This window comes from Pseudomonas viridiflava (genome assembly GCF_003702045.1).
In the GTDB taxonomy this organism is placed as follows: domain Bacteria; phylum Pseudomonadota; class Gammaproteobacteria; order Pseudomonadales; family Pseudomonadaceae; genus Aquipseudomonas; species Aquipseudomonas viridiflava_C.
This window is the reverse complement of the sequence record NZ_RBTP01000031.1, coordinates 179,771-197,016: the sequence shown is the minus strand read 5'-3', so window position 1 is coordinate 197,016 and position 17,246 is coordinate 179,771. Positions and strand designations below refer to the sequence as shown.

At 61.2% G+C, this 17,246-nt stretch carries 15 protein-coding genes; 12 read left to right on the top strand and 3 right to left on the bottom strand.

Translation table 11 applies throughout. The annotated features are described in order from the left end of the window. Window positions 1-77: 77 nt before the first annotated feature. Complete coding sequence (locus ALP40_RS10840; protein ID WP_122208272.1) at window positions 78-470, bottom strand: protease inhibitor I42 family protein; 393 nt, start codon at window positions 468-470, stop codon at window positions 78-80. A gap of 269 nt (window positions 471-739) precedes the next feature. Continuing rightward, the gene (lon, locus tag ALP40_RS10835; protein ID WP_122208271.1) at window positions 740-3,157 is read right to left on the bottom strand and encodes an endopeptidase La; all 2,418 of its coding nucleotides are present in this window, start codon (window positions 3,155-3,157) and stop codon (window positions 740-742) included. A gap of 183 nt (window positions 3,158-3,340) precedes the next feature. Between lon and ALP40_RS10830 the strand changes: the two genes are divergently transcribed. The 4 genes from ALP40_RS10830 to ALP40_RS10815 are packed head-to-tail and all read left to right on the top strand — an operon-like array spanning window position 3,341 to window position 7,658. After that, on the top strand, window positions 3,341-4,018 hold the full coding sequence (locus ALP40_RS10830) for a methylamine utilization protein (protein WP_122208270.1): 678 nt from the start codon (window positions 3,341-3,343) through the stop codon (window positions 4,016-4,018). Further along, a complete protein-coding gene (locus ALP40_RS10825) occupies window positions 4,015-6,369 on the top strand; it encodes an EAL domain-containing protein (protein ID WP_122208269.1) in 2,355 nt (784 codons plus the stop codon). Before ALP40_RS10830 ends, ALP40_RS10825 begins: the two co-directional genes overlap by 4 nt. 3 nt (window positions 6,370-6,372) lie before the next feature. Beyond that, window positions 6,373-7,236, top strand: coding sequence for a DUF3034 family protein (locus ALP40_RS10820; protein WP_122208268.1), 864 nt, complete (start codon window positions 6,373-6,375; stop codon window positions 7,234-7,236). After that, entirely contained in the window at window positions 7,236-7,658 is a 423-nt protein-coding gene (locus ALP40_RS10815; RefSeq protein ID WP_122208267.1) for a group 1 truncated hemoglobin, read from the top strand. The genes ALP40_RS10820 and ALP40_RS10815 overlap by 1 nt, the downstream gene beginning before the upstream one ends. A 217-nt stretch (window positions 7,659-7,875) precedes the next feature. Here ALP40_RS10815 and ALP40_RS10810 read toward each other — a convergent pair whose 3' ends face one another. Further along, window positions 7,876-8,868, bottom strand: coding sequence for a GntR family transcriptional regulator (locus tag ALP40_RS10810; RefSeq protein ID WP_181115944.1), 993 nt, complete (start codon window positions 8,866-8,868; stop codon window positions 7,876-7,878). A 344-nt stretch (window positions 8,869-9,212) separates the two neighbouring features. Here ALP40_RS10810 and ALP40_RS10805 point away from each other — a divergent pair, with 344 nt between their 5' ends. From ALP40_RS10805 to ALP40_RS10770, 8 genes are all read left to right on the top strand, one after another. Beyond that, window positions 9,213-10,592 carry an amidase gene (locus ALP40_RS10805; RefSeq protein ID WP_409077513.1) on the top strand — a complete coding sequence of 460 codons (1,380 nt, stop codon included), beginning with the start codon at window positions 9,213-9,215 and terminating at the stop codon, window positions 10,590-10,592. Between the two features lie 87 nt (window positions 10,593-10,679). Further along, the gene (locus ALP40_RS10800) at window positions 10,680-11,561 is read left to right on the top strand and encodes a polysaccharide deacetylase (RefSeq protein WP_122208265.1); all 882 of its coding nucleotides are present in this window, start codon (window positions 10,680-10,682) and stop codon (window positions 11,559-11,561) included. A 27-nt stretch (window positions 11,562-11,588) separates the two neighbouring features. Beyond that, the gene (locus tag ALP40_RS10795) at window positions 11,589-12,929 is read left to right on the top strand and encodes an MFS transporter (protein ID WP_122208264.1); all 1,341 of its coding nucleotides are present in this window, start codon (window positions 11,589-11,591) and stop codon (window positions 12,927-12,929) included. 10 nt (window positions 12,930-12,939) lie between these two features. Further along, the gene (locus ALP40_RS10790; protein ID WP_122208263.1) at window positions 12,940-13,701 is read left to right on the top strand and encodes an SDR family NAD(P)-dependent oxidoreductase; all 762 of its coding nucleotides are present in this window, start codon (window positions 12,940-12,942) and stop codon (window positions 13,699-13,701) included. Between the two features lie 220 nt (window positions 13,702-13,921). After that, window positions 13,922-14,671 (top strand): SDR family NAD(P)-dependent oxidoreductase, encoded by a 750-nt coding sequence (locus ALP40_RS10785; RefSeq protein ID WP_122208262.1) that lies wholly within the window; start codon window positions 13,922-13,924, stop codon window positions 14,669-14,671. Between the two features lie 23 nt (window positions 14,672-14,694). Continuing rightward, a complete protein-coding gene (locus ALP40_RS10780; protein ID WP_122208261.1) occupies window positions 14,695-14,994 on the top strand; it encodes a hypothetical protein in 300 nt (99 codons plus the stop codon). Beyond that, window positions 14,991-16,010: a GTP-binding protein gene (locus ALP40_RS10775; RefSeq protein WP_122208260.1), complete on the top strand. Its 1,020-nt coding sequence runs from the start codon at window positions 14,991-14,993 to the stop codon at window positions 16,008-16,010. The genes ALP40_RS10780 and ALP40_RS10775 overlap by 4 nt, the downstream gene beginning before the upstream one ends. Further along, window positions 16,007-17,203 carry a PotD/PotF family extracellular solute-binding protein gene (locus ALP40_RS10770; protein WP_122208259.1) on the top strand — a complete coding sequence of 399 codons (1,197 nt, stop codon included), beginning with the start codon at window positions 16,007-16,009 and terminating at the stop codon, window positions 17,201-17,203. The genes ALP40_RS10775 and ALP40_RS10770 overlap by 4 nt, the downstream gene beginning before the upstream one ends. Window positions 17,204-17,246: the final 43 nt, after the last annotated feature.

Below are 17,246 nucleotides of genomic sequence, written 5' to 3'. Positions count from 1 at the left end.
TCTAGCCAACTTGTTGCCGGGATGCATGGTGCAGCGCAGCTTCTCGGATGAGTCGCTGCGCTCATCGCTTAAAGACTTCAGTTCACTTTGATCGAGCAATCGAATGTTTGCTCGGGCGGTACTTCCGGTGCCCAAGGCTGTTGATAAACCATCAGCAGGCGACCGGTGCCCGGTTCAGTGGCCTTGAAACGCCACACCGACTCGCCGCCGCTGCCGATCATCTCCTTGTTTGCACCGTTGGCGTATACCTCAGGCCCGAGGCTGCGCAGGATGCCCTGCGCCGGGTTCTGAGTCAGCCAGCGAAAGCCGGTGGTCGGGTTGCTGGGCAGGGTCAGGATCAGTGTCTGTCCGGTTGTCAGGCTCAACGGGCACTCACTTTGGCTGTCGACGGAGACGATATTTTTTGGTGTCTGCGCGCAGGCGCTCAGCAGGGCGAGGCTCAAAGGCGCGAGGAGGCGAACTGGGGTCATGGCAATGTCCGGTTTTGCAAGACGATGCTGGAGGATAACCGATCAGGGTTTTGGAGGGGAGCGTGTGGCGGGTGTGATCCGGGTTGTTCTGCGCCCATAGGGGTAAACAGACTTGGCTGAATGTACGCAATGCCGAACGTAGGAGCGGACTCGTCCGCGAAAGCTTTTTTTCAACCGCTGCATCTCTGTCGGTTGTTTCAGCTTTCGCGGACAAGTCCGCTCCTGCCTCCTGGTTGTGCCAGCTCACCCCCACGGGTAGGCGTTACACCTCAGAACAACACTTTCGCCACGTCAGCAAAGCGTTTGGCAAAGTGCACGGTCAGGCCTTCCTTCAGGTAATCAGGCAGCTCCTCGAAGTTGCCCCGGTTCGGCTCTGGCAAGATCAGTTCGTTGATCTTCTGACGACGCGCTGCAATCACCTTTTCCCGCACGCCACCAATCGGCAGAACATGCCCGGTCAGGGTCAGTTCGCCGGTCATGGCCACGCCTTTTTTCGGCGGCTGGTTGCGGGCCAGGGACAGCAGGGCGCTGGCCATTGTGACCCCCGCGCTCGGGCCGTCCTTTGGCGTCGCGCCTTCAGGCACGTGCAGATGCACGAACGCTTCGTCGAAGAACTTTGCATCACCGCCAAATTTCGACAGGTTGGAGCTGACGTAGCTGTAAGCGATCTCAGCTGACTCCTTCATCACGTCACCCAACTGGCCCGTCAGCTTGAAGCCGCGGTTCAGGGTGTGGATGCGGGTCGCTTCGATCGGCAGGGTTGCGCCGCCCATGCTGGTCCATGCCAGGCCGGTGATGACACCGGTGCCTGACAACACCTGTTCGCTGCGGAATACCGGCATGCCCAGCGATGCTTCCAGGTCTTTCGGGCCGATCTTGATCACCGAGTCAGGCGTGTCCAGCAGTTTGACGACCGCCTTGCGCACCAGTTTGCCGAGCTGTTTCTCCAGATGCCGCACCCCAGCTTCACGGGCATACCCTTCGATGACCGCGCGCAGTGCGCTGTCGCTGATGGTCAGCTTGTTCTTGGCAACGCCTGCTTTGGCCAGTTGCTTGGGCCACAAATGGCGCTTGGCGATGGCGAGCTTTTCTTCGGTGATATAGCCCGACAGGCGAATCACTTCCATCCGGTCCAGCAACGGGCCGGGGATGGAGTCCAGGGTGTTGGCGGTGCAGACGAACAGGACTTTGGACAGGTCCAGACGCAGGTCCAGATAGTGATCGAGGAATTCGACGTTCTGTTCCGGGTCCAGGGTTTCCAGCAGCGCCGACGCCGGGTCGCCTTGGTAGCTCTGGCCCATCTTGTCGATTTCATCGAGCATGATGACCGGGTTCATCACTTCCACATCCTTGAGCGCCTGCACCAGCTTGCCTGGCTGGGCGCCGATGTACGTGCGGCGATGGCCCTTGATCTCGGCTTCGTCGCGCATGCCGCCCACGCTCAGGCGGTAGAACGGCCGACCCAGGGACTCGGCGATCGAGCGTCCGACACTGGTCTTGCCCACCCCGGGCGGCCCGACGAGCAATACGATCGAACCGCTGATTTCGCCTTTGTAGGCACCGACCGCAAGAAATTCGAGAATGCGCGCCTTGATGTCATCGAGCCCGGCATGGTGCTGATCGAGTACCTTGCGAGCGTGCTTGAGGTCCAGCTTGTCCGCCCCGTAGACGCCCCACGGCAGGGAGCTTGCCCAGTCCAGATAGTTGCGTGTGACGGCGTACTCGGGCGAGCCGGTTTCCAGCACTTTGAGTTTGCCGATTTCTTCATCGATTTTCTTGCGCGCCTGAGGCGTCAGGGTCTTGCCTTCCAGGCGTTGCTCGAACTGCTCGATGTCCGCACTGCGATCGTCCTTGCTAAGCCCCAGCTCCTGCTGAATGACCTTGAGCTGTTCCTTGAGAAAGAACTGACGCTGATGCTCGCCGATCTTGCGATTGACCTCGGCGGAGATCTCTTTCTGCAAGCGTGCGACTTCGACCTCCTTGCGCAGCATCGGCAGCACTTTCTCCATGCGCTTAAGCATGGGCACGCAGTCGAGCACCTGTTGCAGCTCGACGCCGGTAGCGGAGGTGAGTGCGGCCGCAAAATCGGTCAACGGCGACGGATCGTTGGGGCTGAAGCGATTCAGATAGTTTTTCAGCTCTTCGCTGTACAGCGGGTTGAGCGGCAACAGTTCCTTGATCGCGTTGATCAGCGCCATGCCGTAGGCCTTGACCTCATCGGTGGGCTCATTGGGCTGCTGCGGGTATTCGACTTCCACCAGGTACGGCGGGCGATGGTGCTTGAGCCAGGTGCGGATACGAACGCGGCTCAGACCCTGCGCCACGAACTGCAAACGACCATTTTCACGGCTGGCGTGGTGAACTTTCACCAGAGTGCCATACTCGGGCAGTGCGCCAGTATTGAAATGGCGCGGATCTTCCTGCGGCGTGTCCATGAAAAACAGGGCGAGGGAGTGGTGTTCAGACTTGCTGACCAGCTCCAGTGTCTCGGCCCACGGCTCTTCATTGACGATGACTGGCAGTACCTGCGCCGGGAAGAACGGACGGTTATGGATCGGGATGATGTAGACCTTGTCCGGCAGGTTCTGGCCGGGCAGGGCAAGCGAGGTGCTATCGGAGCTCAGCGACACATCGTGCTCGGCTGCATCATTCGGCAAATCTGGCGAGTCTGTCTGCTGGTCGCTCATGGGGCACCTGAGAAGTTGAACATGGCTCTTAGATGGGGCACGGGGCCTCAGGTTTCAATGGCTTTGGTCGATAGTGTGAGTAGTGGCGATGAAACCGCTTGTTTCAGCGGTCCGCCGAACCTTTAAGTTGTCGCCAGTGCCAGCTTTTTCTTTGTGGCACTGCCGTTGCGGGTTGATCCGGTTATGACCAACGTATTTATTTCAGCAGTAATGGCCGGGCTATGGATGGTGTCGGCGGCCAATGCCTCGGCGGCGACCTTCACAGCGCAAATGCTCGACAAGCAGGGCAAGCCCCTGGCAAACGCCGTTGTGACCCTCAAAGGTCCGCCTGATGCGACGCCAGCACCGCTCAAGGCGGCGATGGACCAGCGCGATCAGGAGTTCGCGCCCCATGTGCTGGCTGTTCATACCAACACGCAGGTGAAGTTTCCGAACAGCGATAACATCCGTCATCAGGTGTATTCCTTTTCTCCGGCCAAGCGCTTTGAACTGCGTCTCTATGAGGGCACGCCGTCCGAGCCGTTGCTGTTCGACAAGCCGGGCGTCGTGGTACTGGGCTGCAATATTCATGACTGGATGGTGGGCTACATCTACGTCACCGACGAGCCCTGGTTCGGCGTGACCGACAGCAACGGCCAGCTCAAGCTTGATCAGATGCCGGCCGGCCATTATCAAGCCACGCTCTGGCACCCGCAGATCGAAGACATGCAGCCGGTTTCAGGCGGCGAGTTCGATATTCCGGCCGCTGGCCTCACTCAACGTTTCACGCTCCCGGTAGTGCCTGCGGTGACCGACGACAAGCCTGCCAAACCGGCGACCAGCGGCTTTGGCGACGCCTTCCACAAGGCAGCGCATGAATGAATCTTAAAGTCAGCTTCCAGGCGCGTATCGCCGGGGTCTTGATTGCCCTGCTGCTGATCGTAGTCTTTGCGGTCTCTTTAGCCGTCAAAGTGGCGACCGGCGATGCCGTTCGCACGCAGGCTCAGGCGCAACTGGAAGTCGGCAGCCGGGTGTTCGAACGTCTGATTGACCTGCGCGGTAAACGGCTGCGCGATGCGGTGCAATTGTTGTCCTCCGACTTCGGTTTCCGCGATGCCGTCGCCAGCTCCGATTCGTCCACGATTCGCTCGGTACTGCTGAACCACGGCAAGCGCATCAACGCCAGCGACATGTTCCTGCTCGGCATGGACGGTGTGGTCATCGCCAGTACCGAGCCCCAAGTGCCTGAAGGTAGCAAGTTCGTTTACGACCAGGCGTTGCGTGCCGCCAAACGTAGCGGCCAATCGGTGCTGATTGTGCCGGGCGGCGGAACGCCCCACTTGCTGGTCGAGAGTACCGTGCTGGCGCCGTTGCCCATCGGTCGCGTGGTGATGGGCTTTACCATCGACAGCGACATCGCCGAAGAGCTGCGCTCGCTCAGCGGTCTGGAAGTGTCGTTTCTAACGGTGGAAGACGGCAAGGCAGGCAGCCTGATCAGTACCCAGCCCGAAGCCCTGCATGCCGGTCTGATCGATTTGATGCGCAGCTCTTCCGGTGGGCAGATGCGGGTCACTGAGCAGTCGAACCTGAATTTCCTCAGCCAGACGCTGATGCTCGCCAACACGGGCAACGCGGGCGACGGGCAAGTGATCGCCTTGCTGCAAAGCCCGCTGGACAAAGCGTTGCAGGCCTTTGCACCGCTGGATGAAAAAATCTTCTGGATTTCAATGGCAGCGCTGCTGGCCTCGCTCATTGGTACGCTGGCCCTGGCACGCAGTGTTTCCCTGCCCGTGCGAGAGCTGGCGATAGCCGCTCAGCGCATCGGTGATGGTGATTACGAGACGCCGGTCAAGATGGCCCGTACCGATGAGCTGGGCATGCTCGCCGACGCGATCAATACCATGCAGCACGGCATCGCTGTTCGTGAAGGGCAACTGGCGCACAACGCGCTGCACGACAACCTCACCGGCCTGCCGAATCGGGCGCTGGTGATGGAGCGTCTGGGCAGTGCCATCTCCGCCGAACGTCCGGTGGCACTGCTGTATCTGAGCATCGAGAACCTCGCGGCGATCAACGAAAGCTCCGGCGCGGAAGGCGTAGAACAACTGTTGCGTGAGGTCGGGCAGCGCTTGCAGAGCACACTGCGGGCAGGCGACACCGTTGCACGGCTGTCGGCTAATGAGTTTTTGATACTGCTGGATCACACCACCAGTGACGGCGCGGTCGCGACGGCGGACTCCCTGCAGCGACTGCTCATTGAGCCGCAGCGTGTCGACAATCACGACATTTCCCTAGAGTGCTGCGTCGGCATCACGGTCTATCCGGAAAACGGCAATTCGGCTCAGGAGCTGGTTAACCGTGCGGCGATCGCCCGTAAGGACGCGGCGTTCCTGCCGGGGCGTTTGCAGATCTACCAGGACGGCAGCGACTTGGCGCACCAGCGCCAGATCAGCTTGATTCGCGACCTGCGCAAAGCGCCGCAGAATGGCGAGCTGATGCTGCATTACCAGCCCAAACTGGATATCCGCCAAGGCACGGTGCTTCAGGCCGAAGCGCTGTTGCGCTGGAGTCATCCGCAGTTCGGCAATGTGTCGCCCGCCGAATTCATTGTGCTGGCCGAACGCACCGGCAGCATCCATCTGCTGACCAACTGGGTTATTGAAGAGGCCATGCGTCAGTTGGCTGAATGGCGCAAGCGTGGTCTGGTCCTGCAGGTGTCGGTGAATATTTCCGCCGACGACCTGCTCGGCAGTGATCTGGTCGAGTTCGTGGTGCAGTTGCTGAAAAAGTACGGCGTGCCCGCCGAGCAGTTGCTCTTCGAGATAACCGAAAGTGCGGTCATGAGCGAGCCGGAAAAAGCGCTGGTGGTGCTGCATCGTCTGCGTGAATGCGGCATCAGCCTGTCCATTGATGACTTCGGCACCGGCTACTCGTCGCTGGCGCACCTCAAGCGTCTGCCGGTACAGGAACTGAAGATCGACCAGTCCTTCGTGCGCAATCTGGACGAAACGAGTGAGGACGCGGTAATTGTGCGTTCGACCATTGAAATGAGCCACAACCTGGGGCTCAAGGTGGTGGCAGAGGGGGTTGAGTATCAGCACAGCCTTGATTTGCTGCGTCGTTGGCACTGCGACACCGCGCAAGGCTACTTGATCAGCAGACCACTGAACGCTGCTGCCTTTGAGGCATGGATGGTCAAAACCCATGAGTCACCCGGCCTGATGGTGAATTAATCCATGCATTACAGAACAGCGTTGATCGTGGGTTGCCTGTTGGGAGCGGCTGCACCTCTGGCTCTGGCCGATAACGGCCGCCTGATCGCTACCGGAGGAGCCAGCAACATCGAAGGCGGCGCTGGCGGAGGCATCACACCGTGGGCGGTGATCACGGGCTACAGCGAGCAGGGCGAGTGGGGTGCCACGGCGTTCGCCACGCACATCAACCTGCCCGACTACAACCTGGACGTGGCGGGCCTGGCGCTGGCCTATGGCAACCGCGTTGAGTTGTCTTACGCGCACCAACGCTTTGACATCAGCCCCTTGCAGCACAAATTGAGCCTGCCGGACGACAACCTCAGCCAGGACGTGTTTGGCGTCAAAGTGCGGCTGTTCGGTGACCTGATCTACGACAGCCTGCCGCAGGTGTCGTTGGGCGTGCAGTACAAGCACCAGAATGATTTCCTGATCCCCAGCCTGGTCGGCGCGCAGCGCGATTCCGACGTGGAAGGCTACCTGACCGCGAGTCGCCTGTTCATGGGCGCAGCCTTCGGCTACAACGTGGTGGTCAACGGCGGGGTGCGTTACAGCCGTGCCAATGAAACCGGACTACTGGGGTTTGGCGGTGATCGTCGTGACACGCGAAGCCTGCTCAAGGAAGGTTCGGTGGCGGTGCTGTTCAACCCGCGCTGGGCAATGGGCGTGGAATACCGCGAGAAGCCGGACAACCTGTCGTTCGCTGGCGAAAGCGACTGGGCGGATGTGTTTCTCGGTTACTTCCCCAACAAGCATGTGTCCTTCGTCCTGGCCTACGCGCGCCTGGGTGAGATCGCCACGCTGGACAACCAGAACGGCACGTACCTTTCCGTTCAGGGGAGCTTTTAATGATGCGTTTGGTGATGGGTCTGATGCTGGCCTTGATGGTCGGTTGTGCTCAACAGCAGGTTAAGGATGACAGCCTTTATCAGGACCTCGGCCAGCGCGCGGGTATCCAGCGTATCGTCGAAGGCATGCTGTTGAACGCGGCCAAGGACGAGCGGATTGTCGAGCGGTTCAAAAGGGTTAACATCGTCCTGCTGCGCGACCGGCTGGTCGAGAAGTTTTGTGAAGTGGCGGATGGCCCGTGTCGCTACACCGGCGACAGCCTGGCCGAATCCCACAAGGGCCAGAACCTGAGCCCGAGTGACTTCAATGCGTTGGTCGAAAACCTGATTGCCGCTATGGACACTGAAAAAGTCCCGGTGCCCGTGCAAAACCGCTTCATCGCCCGGCTGGCCGCACTGCGCGGGGACGTGATCCGCAAGTAGCGTCGCATTCGAGAGCGGATGCGGAGCGTCTTGGGCGGTATTACCGCGCTGGAGCGTGTGAACGATCATCTACGCAGCGTGTTGTGCCTCGACACGGATCGTGCCCATCGCTCCACGTGGGCATGCAGCCCGTGACGCTCCGCGTCAACAATGGCACAGGCTGCGTATTAGTTGAGCCAAGCGCCTGGCTCAAGTCACCGTTCAGAATGGGCGCAGGTCAACTCAGCCGCGTCAGATACCCCGGCACTTCCTGCTCGGGCAACACCGACAGCACTTTTAAACGCTGGAGCATGCGCTGTCTTGCGCGGTGCAGGTGTTCCTTGAGGTTCAAGGCGGCGGCGTCGACGGCTCCGTGCAGCAGCAGTTCGAGGATCATTCGATGTTCGGCGAGCATGGCTTCGTCGGCACCGATGTCCAGCAGGCGGTAGAAGATCCGGTTGATGATCATCGGGCTCTGCGCCTGGCTGATGAGGGTGGCGATCTTGCGGTTCTGCAGGCCACACAAGCATTGCTGATGCAGATCCTCCTCCAGCTGTTCGATCTGCTCCAGGCTACAGCTTTCAGCGTTCTGCGCTTCGATCACCCGGGCCAGCATACTTTCCAGGTCTTCACGTCTCAGGTGCGGCCCGGTCTGACGCAAGGCTTCGGGCTCCAGGCAGGCGCGCAGCTCGTAATCATCGGTCACTTCACGCGCCGTCAGCGGCCCCGCCAGCCATTGGGAGTAGGGCTCCTTCTCCACCAGCCCGCGATCGCGCAGACGCATCAGCGCTTCACGAACCACAGCCCGGCTGACTCCGAAATGGTCTGCGGCGCTCTGTTCGTCGAGGCGGTAATGACCGAAAGCGATACACGCCGACAGCGCCGCGCCGATCTCGTCATGAATACGCTCACCCAGCGGCCGTGTATCGACCAGCTCTTCGCTGCTGTCCAGCCCGAACTGCTTGTGGCTCAGGCTCAGGCGCAGCGGTTCGACTGCACCGCCCTCAGGGTTGACCAGATAGCCCCGGCCATCGAACCGGCTGATCAGCCCTTCGTCATGCAGCAGATTCAGCGCCTTGCGCACCGGCACACGGCTGGTGCCGAACAGTTCCGCCAACGGTGCTTCGAGCAGCACCAGTCCATTGGCGACCGCATCGGTGAGAATGGCGTTGCGTAACACGTCCCGGATCGTGGCGTAGCGCGATGCGGTGCGCGGGTCCTCATCTGACATCGTTTTCTTACACTTCTGGCGGCTGACGAACGATTCTCGCACAGATGCGTGACTGTCACCTTGAGGTACATCCGGATGCTCGCTCATAGGGCCACCGTTACTTATCTGCACTAAAATGTATCTTTTATAAAAGATACATTATTTCATTGTGACAGCCGACCCACCGCCCTGTGTGCGATTCTTTCGCTGCTCGTCCCGTGCGTGAAAGGTTTCTAATTCAACTGTCTCAAGCCATTCGCAGGTTTGACGCCGCTCGTTCAGCACGTCACGAGCACGAGATTGGCATGGATTCTGCCTTTGTTAAATGTACATTTTATTAATAAGTACATTTTAAAAGGTCTGTTATGTCGATGATGGACACCGCTGTTTCCGGAATCACATTCGATGCCTGCTCGCTGGCCGACGACTTCGCGCAGGGACGAAACGACCCGGTGCAAAGCCTGGAGCAGGCACTGCGCAGAGCCCGTGAGGTTGATCACGTCTTCATTTCTCTGAGCGAAGAGCGCGCCCGCCGCGAAGCCGAAGCATCGGCCGCCCGCTGGAAACAGGGCCAGCCTCTGGGGCCATTCGACGGCATTCCGATGGCCTGGAAGGATCTGTTCGATCTGGCAGGTTCTCTGACCAGCGCCGGTTCCGCGACCCGCCGAAATGTCAGCGCCGCTTGTCTGGATGCGCCGAGCGTCGGGCTGTTGGCCCGTTCGGGCATGGTCAGTGTGGGCAAGACCAACCTCAGTGAGTTCGCTTATTCCGGGCTCGGTCTCAATCCGCATTTCGGCACGCCCATCAATCCGCTAAGTGATGATTCACCGCGTATTCCCGGCGGATCTTCGTCAGGCTCAGGAGTTGCAGTCGCCGCGGGCATCGTGCCGATTGCGATGGGGACCGACACCGCAGGCTCGATTCGCATTCCTGCGGCGCTCAATGGTTTGGTGGGTTTTCGCAGCACCAGCCGCCGCTACAGTCGCGACGGCGTGTTTCCGTTGGCGCTTACCCTGGACAGTGTCGGGCCGCTGACCCGCAGCGTTCGTGATGCACTGGTGATCGACGACCTGCTGTGCGCACGCAGCAAACCGACGTCGCACGTGCCGCGCAGTCTGGCTGGTCAGCGATTCATCGTCGATCGGGCGGTGCTCGATGATGCGCGTGTCGAGCCTGCAGTACGCGACAACCTGTTGCGCGCTGTCGAGGCGCTGCGTATTGCCGGTGCGCTGGTCGAGATGCGTCCTTGCGAAGCCTTTCAAGCCACCTTGCACCTGATCCAACACGGCGGCTGGCTGGGCGCCGCCGAAGCGTTTGCCCTGCATCAGCCGTTGCTGGACAGCGACGCGGCCAGTGAAATCGATCAGCGGGTGCGTAAGCGTCTTGAAGCCGCTCGTCACATGCCCGCCAGCCTGCTAATCAATTTGTACGCCGCCCGCGAGCGCTTGCAAACGCAACTGACCCTTGAACTGGACGGCGCACTGCTCATCACCCCCAGTGTCGCCCACGTTGCGCCACCCCTTGCACCGCTGCTGGCCGACGACGAACTGTTTATCCAGACCAACCTCGCAACGCTGCGCCTGACCATGCCCGGCAGCCTGCTCAACATGCCGGGTGTGTCGCTGCCCAGCGGTGTCGATGTCTGCGGTTTGCCCACTGGTCTGCTGCTCAGCGCGCCAGCGGGGGAGGACGCCCGGCTGTTGCGCGCTGCGTTGGCGGTGGAAGCGCTCCTGAAACCTTTATGACACCCCTTGAACACCCTCTCAACGACTGACCGGCGACTGTGATCGATGCGGTGAAGCCGGTCCGATCAACCAGCAGGAGAAACAACAATGGCTAAAGAAATTCTGTGTGCGTTTGGTGTGGATGTGGATGCCGTCGCGGGCTGGCTGGGCTCGTATGGCGGTGAGGACTCGCCCGACGATATCTCGCGTGGGCTGTTTGCCGGTGAAATCGGCGCGCCGCGCCTGCTTAAACTGTTCGAGCGTTACGGGCTGCGCACCACCTGGTTCATTCCGGGTCACTCTATGGAAACGTTCCCCGAGCAAATGAAGGCCGTGGCCGACGCGGGGCATGAAATCGGCGTGCATGGCTACAGCCATGAAAACCCGATTACGATGACTCCCGAGCAAGAAGAGATCGTGCTCGACAAGTCCATCGACCTGATCATGCAAGTCACCGGCAAACGCCCGACCGGTTATGTCGCGCCGTGGTGGGAATTCAGCAACGTTACCAATGAGCTGCTGCTCAAAAAAGGCATCAAGTACGACCACAGCCTGATGCACAACGACTTCCACCCGTACTACGTTCGTGTGGGCGACAAGTGGACCAAGATCGATTACAGCCAGCACCCCGACACCTGGATGAAACCGCTGGTGCGTGGCGAAGAAACCGACCTGGTGGAGATCCCGGCCAACTGGTACCTGGACGACCTGCCGCCGATGATGTTCATCAAGAAAGCGCCCAACAGCCACGGCTTCGTCAACCCGCGTCATCTGGAAGAAATGTGGCGCGACCAGTTCGACTGGGTGTACCGCGAGCATGAGCACGCGGTGTTCACCATGACCATTCACCCCGACGTTTCCGGACGCCCACAGGTGCTGCTGATGCTTGAGCGTCTGATCGAGCACATCCAGAGCCATGCGGGCGTCAAGTTCGTCACCTTCGACGAGATCGCCGACGACTTCGTGCGTCGCAACCCACGCAACCGTTGATTCATAGCCCTGTCCGAGGCATCACTCATGTCCATATACAACAAGCTTGACCTGACCGGCTGGAAGCCAGAGCAGTTGACGCCGGAGCAAGTTCGCTTCGCCACATGGATAGCCTTTTTCGCGTGGGTGTTTGCGGTATACGACTTCATTCTGTTCGGAACCCTGCTGCCCGAGATCGGCCGGCACTTTTCCTGGAGTGAAGTGGAGCAGGCCGAAATTGCGACCTGGGTCGCGGTCGGTACGGCAGTGGTCGCACTGGCCATCGGCCCGCTGGTGGATCGCCTGGGACGGCGCGTTGGCATCATGTTTACCGTGAGCGGATCGGCGATTTGTTCGGCGCTCACGGCCATCGGTGGATCGTGGGGCAAGTCGCCGCTGATCCTTATCCGCTCGCTGGGCGGTCTGGGTTATGCGGAAGAGACGGTCAATGCGACCTATCTGAGCGAAATTTACGCAGCGTCGGATGACCCGCGTCTGGCCAAGCGCCGCGGCTTCATCTACAGCCTGGTCCAGGGCGGCTGGCCGGTCGGTGCACTTATAGCCGCAGGCCTGACGGCGGTGCTGCTGCCGGTCATCGGCTGGCAGGGCTGCTTCGTGTTCGCGGCGATTCCGGCCATCATCATTGCGATCATGGCGCGCAAGCTCAAAGAGAGCCCGCAGTTTCAAATCCATCAGCGCATCACGCAGCTGCGCAAAAAGGGTGAAGTCAGTCAGGCGCAGGCCGTGGCGCACACCTATGGCGTGGACTACGACGAACACAGCAAAGCGGGGATTGGCGCGGCCTTTCGTGGCACCTCGTTGCGCGCAACGCTGGTGATCGGCGCGGCGATTCTGCTCAACTGGGCGGCGATTCAGGTGTTCAGCGTGTTGGGCACAACGGTGATCGTCAGCGTGCATCACATCTCGTTCGAGAATTCGCTGATCATTCTGGTGCTGTCCAACCTGGTGGGTTACTGCGGCTACCTGAGCCACGGCTGGATGGGCGACAAGATCGGCCGTCGCAATGTGATCGGCCTGGGCTGGATGCTCGGCGGTCTGGCATTTGCCGGCATGCTCTACGGGCCGAGCAACATGCCGATGGTCGTCGGGCTGTACAGCCTGGGTCTGTTTTTTCTGATCGGGCCTTATTCGGCGGCGCTGTTTTTCATCAGCGAAAGCTTTCCCACCAGCATCCGCGCCACTGGGGGCGCGATCATCCACGCGATGGGTCCGATTGGTGCGGTGGTGGCCGGTTTCGGTGCCACGTCCGTGCTGAGCGCAGGCGGCGACTGGCAGACCTCGGCGCTGTACTTCGGTGCGCTGCCTTGCTTCCTGTCCGGCGCGCTGATGTTCGCGGCCCGCCACGTGCGCCCTGAAACGGTTAAATGAGGAATTGCACATGACGCGTAAAGTTGCATTGGTCACCGGTGCCGCTAGCGGCATCGGTCAGGCCCTGGCGGTGGCGTTTGCCCGGCAGGGTGTGGCGGTGACCGGCGGTTTTTACCCGGCAGACCCCCACGACCCGGATCAAACCCGTCGGCTGGTGGAAGAGGCGGGCGGCGAATGCCTCATGCTGCCGCTGGACGTTGCCAGTACCGAATCGGTGGACAATCTGGCCAATCAGGCTTTGGGAGCGTTTGGCCGGATCGATTACGCAGTCGCTAACGCCGGTTTGCTGCGCCGTGCGCCGCTGCTGGAAATGACCGACGAACGCTGGAATGAAATGCTCGACGTGGACCTGACCGGGGTGATGCGCACCTTCCGTGCCGCTGTCAGGCACATGGGCGAGGGCGGTGCGCTGGTGGCGATCTCGTCGATTGCCGGTGGCGTGTATGGCTGGCAGGACCACTCGCATTACGCCGCAGCCAAGGCGGGTGTCCCGGGACTGTGCCGTTCGCTGGCGGTCGAGCTGGCGCCGAAAGGCATCCGCTGCAACGCAGTGATTCCGGGCCTGATCGAAACGCCCCAGTCGCTGGACAGCAAGAACTCGCTGGGTCCGGAAGGGCTGAAGCAGGCTGCCAGAGCGATTCCGCTGGGCCGCGTCGGGCGGGCGGATGAAGTGGCATCGCTGGTACGGTTTCTGTGCAGCGACGAAGCCAGCTATCTGACTGGGCAGAGCATCGTGATCGACGGCGGCCTGACCGTGCGCTGGCCGGAGTGATCGTCTACCGGGTTACACGCCGATCTTGCTGACTGGATGCAAAACCTGTGGGAGCGAGCTTGCTCGCGAAAGGGCCGTTCCGTTCAATCGAGATGTTGTGTTTGGACAATGGCCTTCGCGAGCAAGCTCGCTCCCACAAGCGTCGTGTTTATTCAGCCAGCCACCAGTGTGATTTGAAGGTGCGTGCTCCATTTTTCGGACCCGCAACAAGGAACCCATCATGCAACAACTCAAAGACAAACGCGCCGTGATCACTGGCGCAGGCAGCGGAATCGGCGCGGCCATCGCGCGCGCCTATGCTGGCGAAGGCGCACGACTGGTGCTGGGCGACCGTGATCCGACCAACCTGACGAAAGTCGCCGAGCAATGCCGCGAGCTCGGCGCGCAGGTGTACGCCTGCGTGGCCGACGTCGGCACGCTCGAAGGCGCGCAGGCCGGTGTCGATGCCTGCGTCGAGCAGTTCGGCGGCATCGATATTCTGGTCAACAACGCGGGCATGCTGACCCAGGCGCGCTGCGTCGACTTGAGCATCGACATGTGGAACGACATGCTGCGCGTCGACCTCACCAGCGTGTTCGTCGCCAGCCAGCGCGCCCTGCCGCACATGGTGGCGCAGCGCTGGGGGCGGATTATCAACGTCGCCTCGCAACTGGGCATCAAGGGCGGGGCCGAGTTGACTCACTACTCAGCGGCCAAGGCTGGGGTAATCGGCTTCACCAAATCCCTGGCGCTGGAAGTGGCCAAAGACAACGTGCTGGTCAACGCCATCGCGCCCGGCCCTATCGAAACGCCGTTGGTGGCCGGTATCAGCAGCGCCTGGAAAACCGCCAAGGCCGCCGAACTGCCACTGGGCCGTTTCGGTCTTGCGGAGGAAGTCGCGCCGGTTGCTGTGCTACTCGCCAGTGAGCCGGGCGGCAATCTGTTCGTCGGCCAGACACTGGGGCCGAACTCCGGCGACGTGATGCCGTGATGCACTTGAGCGAGGAGTGACCCATGTGTGGACTGTGCGGACTGTTGGGTGAAGACGTGCACTGGAGCGATCCGCTGAGTGGCGAACTGCCGAGGCGTCGCGAGCGCTTGCGACGCATTGCGGCCATCAACAAGGTGGTGGCGCCGTTTCGCTTGAAGGTCGAGGACTTTCAGGGCGTGTCCTATCTGCTGCTGGGGGCTACCGGCAAACAGGAGCTGGCGAGCGGACTGGAGCAGCTCTGGGAGAAGGCCGAACTGCTGATCGGCCGACCGCTGGACCCGCTCGACTCCCGTCTGCTTGATCATTTGCAGAGGTCATCATGAGCCTTGCGTTGAACGTGATTACCGGTTTTCTGGGCAGCGGCAAAACCACCTTGCTCAAGCGCCTGCTGGCTGACGAAAACATGGGCGACACCGCGCTGCTGATCAACGAGTTCGGCGATGTCGGCATCGATCATTTGCTGGTCGAAGAAGTCGCGCCGGATACCGTGCTGCTGCCCAGCGGCTGTATCTGTTGTTCGATTCGCGGCGAGTTGAAAGACGCGCTGCTCGGTCTGCTGGAGCGCCGCAGTCGCGGTGAAATCCCAGCGTTTCGTCGCGTGATTCTGGAAACCACCGGCCTGGCCGACCCGGCGCCGATCCTCGCCACCCTGAGCCACGATCCGCAATTGCGCGGGCGCTTTCACATCGGGCTGATCGTGACCCTGGTGGACGCTTGCCACGCCGCGCTTCAAGAGCGTCTGCACCCGGAATGGCTGGCTCAGGTCGCCGCTGCTGACAGGTTGCTGCTGAGCAAGACCGATCTGGTCGATGAAACGACGCTCGATGCCCTGCGCCTGCATTTGCAGGCGCTCAATTTCTCTGCGCCGTTGCTGGACACCGCACAAGTGCATAGCGGGGATCAGTTGCTATTGGGGCAGGGCGTGCGCAGCGCCGAGCCGGCGCAGGAAGTGACGCGCTGGCAACTGCACCGTCCGCAATCCACGCTGCCCCGGCATGGCGACGCACAGGTCTGCTGCCTCACCTTCGAGCGGCCGCTGGACTGGATCGGATTCGGGGTGTGGTTGTCGATGCTGTTAAGATGCCACGGCGAAAGAATCCTGCGTGTCAAAGGACTGCTCAACGTGAATGCCAACCAGGCCCCTGTCGTGATCCACGGTGTACAGCATTGCCTGCACGCGCCTGTCCATCTTGCAGCCTGGCCGGGAGAGGATCGCACCTCGCGGCTGGTGTTTATTTTGCGTGGGCTCGACCCCGAATTGCTGCGTCGCTCGTTCGACGTATTCTCCAGCAGCTTCGCGCCGCCGTTGACTTCCCCCCAAAGCGAGACCGCTGCATGACCCTCACTCTGCGGGTGCTGGGCACTTCGGTCACGTTGCTTGAATCCCTGCGTGAGCGCGCCGAACAGGACCTTGGGATCAAGCTGGTGTATCAGATTCACGACGTGCAGACCGCGCAGCGGATCGCGGTCATGCAGCCGGACAGCTACGACCTCTACGATCAGTGGTTTCACAACGTCGATTTCGTCTGGCCGGCGCGGGCGATTCAGCCTATCGATACACGGCGCATTGCGCTGTGGCACGAGATCAACGATTTGCCCAAGCGTGGTCGCCTGCGTCCCACGGATCAACCCGGTAGCGGCAGCGTCCCCAGCGAGCGCCTGTTCGTGCAACACGACGGCAGCCTGGGCAGCGCGGTCACCGAGCGCATCAGCATGCTGCCGCTGACCCACAACGCAGACAGTTTTGCCTACCGCCCGGAGCGTCTGCCCGAGAGCCTGAGCCCGGCCGATGAAAGCTGGGGCTGGCTGCTGGATCCGGTCTGGAGCGGGCGCATTGCCTTGCAGAGCGATGCCGCCATTGGTGCGCTGGACGCAGCGCTGGCCGTTGAAGGCGCGGGGCTGGCGCAATTCAAGGACATCGGCAACATGAGCATCGAGGAAATCGACCTGCTCGCCCACGTGCTGGTGCGCAAACAGCAGCAGGGGCATTTTGGCGCGTTTTGGTCGGACGACGAGGAGGCGGCCGAATTGATGCTCAGCCCGACCATCGACATTCAAAGCTTGTGGTCGCCGACCCTGGTGCGGTTGCATCGCGCCGGTGTGAAGTACCGCGTTGCCGTGCCCAAGGAAGGTTATCGCGGCTGGTTCGGCGGGCTTTCCCTGTCGCGCCATGCCAAAGGCCCGGTGCTCGATGCGGCGTATGCGTACCTGAACTGGTGGCTGTCCGGCTGGCCGGGCGCCGTCATGGCGCGTCAGGGTTACTACATCGGCAACCCGGCCCGCAGCCGCGATCACCTGAGCGCGGCAGAATGGGACTACTGGTACGCAGGATTACCCGCACGTGAGCAACTGCTGGGCAGCGATGGCCTGCCGCTGATCGATGCCGGGGAAGTACGTGACGGCGGGTCGTACGAAGAACGTATGGGCCACATCGCCGTGTGGAACTCGGTGATGAACGAGCATAACTACCTCGTCCGCCGCTGGAGCGACATCCTGCGCGCAGGTACCAAGACGGGTGGAAAAGCGCGTTAGACATTGATCGCGCCCATCGCTCTGCGTCCCTCAAGAGCGGACG

Coding starts and splice junctions, on each gene's coding strand:
- ALP40_RS10840 (WP_122208272.1), bottom strand. CDS start 470: ATGACCCCAGTTCGCCTCCTCGCGCCTTTGAGCCTCGCCCTGCTGAGC.
- lon (WP_122208271.1), bottom strand. CDS start 3,157: ATGAGCGACCAGCAGACAGACTCGCCAGATTTGCCGAATGATGCAGCC.
- ALP40_RS10830 (WP_122208270.1), top strand. CDS start 3,341: ATGACCAACGTATTTATTTCAGCAGTAATGGCCGGGCTATGGATGGTG.
- ALP40_RS10825 (WP_122208269.1), top strand. CDS start 4,015: ATGAATCTTAAAGTCAGCTTCCAGGCGCGTATCGCCGGGGTCTTGATT.
- ALP40_RS10820 (WP_122208268.1), top strand. CDS start 6,373: ATGCATTACAGAACAGCGTTGATCGTGGGTTGCCTGTTGGGAGCGGCT.
- ALP40_RS10815 (WP_122208267.1), top strand. CDS start 7,236: ATGATGCGTTTGGTGATGGGTCTGATGCTGGCCTTGATGGTCGGTTGT.
- ALP40_RS10810 (WP_181115944.1), bottom strand. CDS start 8,868: ATGTCAGATGAGGACCCGCGCACCGCATCGCGCTACGCCACGATCCGG.
- ALP40_RS10805 (WP_409077513.1), top strand. CDS start 9,213: ATGTCGATGATGGACACCGCTGTTTCCGGAATCACATTCGATGCCTGC.
- ALP40_RS10800 (WP_122208265.1), top strand. CDS start 10,680: ATGGCTAAAGAAATTCTGTGTGCGTTTGGTGTGGATGTGGATGCCGTC.
- ALP40_RS10795 (WP_122208264.1), top strand. CDS start 11,589: ATGTCCATATACAACAAGCTTGACCTGACCGGCTGGAAGCCAGAGCAG.
- ALP40_RS10790 (WP_122208263.1), top strand. CDS start 12,940: ATGACGCGTAAAGTTGCATTGGTCACCGGTGCCGCTAGCGGCATCGGT.
- ALP40_RS10785 (WP_122208262.1), top strand. CDS start 13,922: ATGCAACAACTCAAAGACAAACGCGCCGTGATCACTGGCGCAGGCAGC.
- ALP40_RS10780 (WP_122208261.1), top strand. CDS start 14,695: ATGTGTGGACTGTGCGGACTGTTGGGTGAAGACGTGCACTGGAGCGAT.
- ALP40_RS10775 (WP_122208260.1), top strand. CDS start 14,991: ATGAGCCTTGCGTTGAACGTGATTACCGGTTTTCTGGGCAGCGGCAAA.
- ALP40_RS10770 (WP_122208259.1), top strand. CDS start 16,007: ATGACCCTCACTCTGCGGGTGCTGGGCACTTCGGTCACGTTGCTTGAA.